This window comes from Streptomyces sp. FH025 (assembly GCF_017427025.1).
Classification (GTDB): Bacteria; Actinomycetota; Actinomycetes; order Streptomycetales; family Streptomycetaceae; genus Kitasatospora.
The window spans coordinates 1-3,461 of record NZ_JAFLNG010000763.1; the positions used below are offsets into that span (position 1 = coordinate 1).

Here is a 3,461-nt window from a genome sequence, read left to right on the forward strand (position 1 = left end):
GCGTCGGGCCGGTGGCGCGGCCCGCGCGCCGGATGAGCGCGGCGAGCTGGGCGCCGTAGGTGTCGAGGCCCTCGGCGGGGCCGCCGGGCAGACCGGTGAGGTTGGGGAGCAGGTCGCCGAAGGCGTTCACCTCGCCGACCAGGGAGCGCCGCCAGGCCGCCGTGGGCAGGACGTCGACCCCGACCATCGGCGAGCCGGGGAAGCAGGCCGCTGCGCGCTCGGCCGTCTCCAGCAGGGCCGGCCAGGCCGCACCGGCCGCCTCCCTGGCGAGGTCCAGGCTGCCGCGGGCACCGCCCAGGTGCAGATTGGTCATCGGCTGGGTGCTGGTGCGCACCACCGCGTGGGTGGCCCGGCCCTCGACCACCACGACGCGCACGTCCGCCGAGCGGCCGGCCTGCGAGGCCTTCGGGATCCACTCCTCGACGTGCAGGCCGTCCGGCGCCAGCCGGTCGACGATCGCGGCGACCTCCCGCTCGGTGCGGTAGCGGCGCACCCGCAGTGAGTTGTGCAACCGCCCGTCGGCCAGCTCGACCGAGGTGGTGGCCAGCACCTGCCCGCGCGGCCCGAACTCCAGCGCCGTCACCCCGGAGGCGGAGGAGCCGTGCGCGGGCTTGACGAACACCCGGCGCAGACCGGCCTCGGCGAGGCGCTCGCGCAGCTGCTCCCAGCCGCCGACCGCAACGCCGAGCGCTCTGGGCACGGGGACCCCGGCCCCGCCGAGCAGCGCGTGCGCCCGGCGCTTGTCGAACATCACGGCGATCTCCTCCGGATCGCCGAGCAGCCGCACGCCCGGTCGCGCGGCCAGTTCGCGCAGGGCGGCCGTCACCCCGGCGTACCAGGCGGCTGTGCCCTCGACCCGGGTCGGCGCGTAGTCGGGGCCGAGCGCCGGGCCGCGCAGCAGCCGGTCGACCTCCGGCTCCTCGCCGGGTGACTCGATCCGCAGCAGGGTGCCCTCGGGCAGTCGGTACCCGCCGCGCAGCACGTCCAGCCAGGGCAGGACGGCGGGCTCGGGCAGTCCGGCGGCGCGAGCGGCGGCGGCGAACAGCGTCACCCGCCGGTGACCGGGGTTGCCGAGGACGGTCAGCTGGGGCGTCATCGTCGTGGCACCCGCCTACTCGCCGACCGCGACGTAGCGGTCGTCCTCGTCGTCCTCGTCATCGCCCTCGGCCTCGGAGAGGTCGAGTTCGACTCCGGGCAGGGCCTGGCGCAGGCGCTGCTGCATCTCCTCGGTGAGGTAGTGGTGGTGCAGGTCGAGGGAGCGCAGGTGGGTGAGCGGCTGGCCCTCCAGCAGGGCGGCCGCGCCCTCGTCGGAGAGCACGCCCATGGAGAGGTCGAGCGACTCCAGCCGGGCGACCACCGGCGCGTGCGCCAGGGCGGCGGCGATCTCGTCCTGGAGGTCGCTGTTGGCCAGGCCGAGGTGGCGCAGCCGTGGCAGGCGCGTGGCGTCCAGGAAGGGCGCGAGGTCGTCCGGTGAGGTGTCGCCGCCGTACTCGTCCGTGCCGAGCCACAGCTCCAGCCGCTCCAACGCGGGCAGTTCGGAGCCGGCCACCGCGCGCACCACGGTGGCCGGCAGGCCGCCGGACTCCAGGCGCAGGGTGGTCAGCCGGTCGTGCCGCACCGGCTCCAGATGCAGGTCCGTTCCGCCGCGCACGGTCAGCGACCTCAGCCCGGGGAAGGCGGTCAGCAGCGGGGTGACGTCGCCCATCTCCAGCCAGGAGATCTCGCACTCGTCGTACGTCACCTCGGCGAGGAACACCGCCTCCAGCGCGGACAGGCGCCCGGCCTCGGCCGTGAGGGCCTCGACCACGGTGTGCACGGAGTCGGGGGCGTTCCGCCACCAGGAGCCGATCACCAGGGCGCGGACCCCGGTCGGGTCGACGGCCTCGAGGAAGGACTGCCAGAGCTGCCCGAAGTCGTACTCGGCGCGGTACCCAAGGCTGAGGCGCCACGCGACGTCCCCGGCCGCGGGCCTCGGCCGGGTGTCGTCGGGGATGAACTCGTGGATCGGCAGCTCGTGGAAGCGCTCGATGTGCCGGGAGACGGCCATGTCGGATCCTGGTGGGTCGGTCGGGTGGTCGGACTCGGGTGCTGCTGACGCCTACTCGGCGACGGCGACGTAGCGCCACTCGTCGTCGGGCTTGCCGGGCTCGGAGAGGTCGAGTTCGACCCCGGGCAGGGCCTGGCGCAGGCGCTGCTGCATCTCCTCGGTGAGGAAGTGGTGGTGCAGGTCGAGGGAGCGCAGGTGGGTGAGCGGCTGGCCCTCCAGCAGCGCGGTGGCGCCCTGGTCGGTCAGCACGCCCATGGAGAGGTTGAGCGACTCCAGCCGGGCGACCACCGGCGCGTGCGCCACGGCGGCCGCGATGTCGTCCTCGAACTCGCTGTTCTGCAGGCCGAGGTGGCGCAGCGCGGGGAAGCGCGTGCCGTCCAGGAAGGGCGTGAGGTCGTCCATCGTGGCGTCGCCGCCGTAGTTGTCCACGCCCAGCCAGAGCTCCAGCCGCTCCAGCGCCGGGAAGTCGCAGCCGGCCACCGACCGCACGACCGAGCCGGGCAGGCCGCCGGCCTCGAAGCGCAGCGCCCTGAGCGCCTCGTGCCGCAGCGGCTTCAGGGCCAGGCCGTCGCCGTCGCCGTCCCAGCCCTCGGAGGCGCCGCGCACCACCAGCTCGGCCAGCTGCGGGAAGGCCGTCAACAGCGGCGTGATGTCGCACTGCTGGATCCAGGAGATCTCGCACTCCTCGAAGGTGATGTCACCGACGAACAGCGCGCGCAGGGCGGGAAGCCGGTCGGCGGCGGCGACGATCGCCTCCATCGGCTCGCGGAAGCCGTCCGGCTCCTCCGGGGACCACTGGCCGATCACCACGGCGGACACCCGCTCGGTGTCCACGGTGTCGAGGAACTGCTGCCAGCGCTCGACGAACGTCTTCTCGGACTCGTACTCCAGGCCGACCTTCCAGGCGACCGAGGCCGCCTCTGGCAGCCGGGCGGCACCGGCGTCGCCCTTCTCCTCGGCCTCCTCCAGGGCCTGGACGAAGTCGAAGACGGGGAGACCGTGGAACTGCTCGATGTGGACGTTGACGGTCATTGCGCTGCTCCTCTGGGGGTCTGGGCCGAACAACTGTCTACCAGTCGGGACTGACAATCCGGTGGTCGGGTGGCGGCCCGGGCGCGTTGTCAGACCCCTGGTCTACGTTCCGGTCATGGCTCCGGAGCGTGACCGCGTGCGGCACGGCGGAGCCCCGGATCCCGGCGTCCGCCGGGCTCCGGCCGTACGGCGAGGGAGGACTGATGTACCGCCAGGGCGATGTGCTGATCGTGCCGGTCGCGGAGGGCGCGGTGCCGTCGCGGGTGCCCGGGCTGGCCGTGCAGCCCCGGGACGCGCGGGGGCGGATGGTGCTCGCGCTCGGCGAGGTCACCGGGCACGCGCACGCCGTGGTCGGCCCCGGCGAGCTGCGCAGGGAGGCCGG

Annotated in this window: 3 protein-coding genes; all 3 read right to left on the reverse strand. The window is 74.4% G+C overall.

The features are described 5' to 3' along the window. Window positions 1-1,096: STM4014 family protein (locus J0670_RS33425; protein ID WP_207815979.1), on the reverse strand; the 1,096-nt coding region annotated here is incomplete at its 3' end. Between the two features lie 15 nt (window positions 1,097-1,111). Then, window positions 1,112-2,047, reverse strand: coding sequence for an STM4015 family protein (locus J0670_RS33430; protein WP_207815980.1), 936 nt, complete (start codon window positions 2,045-2,047; stop codon window positions 1,112-1,114). A gap of 51 nt (window positions 2,048-2,098) precedes the next feature. Continuing rightward, on the reverse strand, window positions 2,099-3,079 hold the full coding sequence (locus tag J0670_RS33435) for an STM4015 family protein (protein WP_207815981.1): 981 nt from the start codon (window positions 3,077-3,079) through the stop codon (window positions 2,099-2,101). Window positions 3,080-3,461: the final 382 nt, after the last annotated feature.

What these genes read in the sequence shown, in the direction of transcription:
- J0670_RS33435 (WP_207815981.1), bottom strand. Translation starts at nt 3,079, where the DNA reads ATGACCGTCAACGTCCACATCGAGCAGTTCCACGGTCTCCCCGTCTTC.
- J0670_RS33430 (WP_207815980.1), bottom strand. Translation starts at nt 2,047, where the DNA reads ATGGCCGTCTCCCGGCACATCGAGCGCTTCCACGAGCTGCCGATCCAC.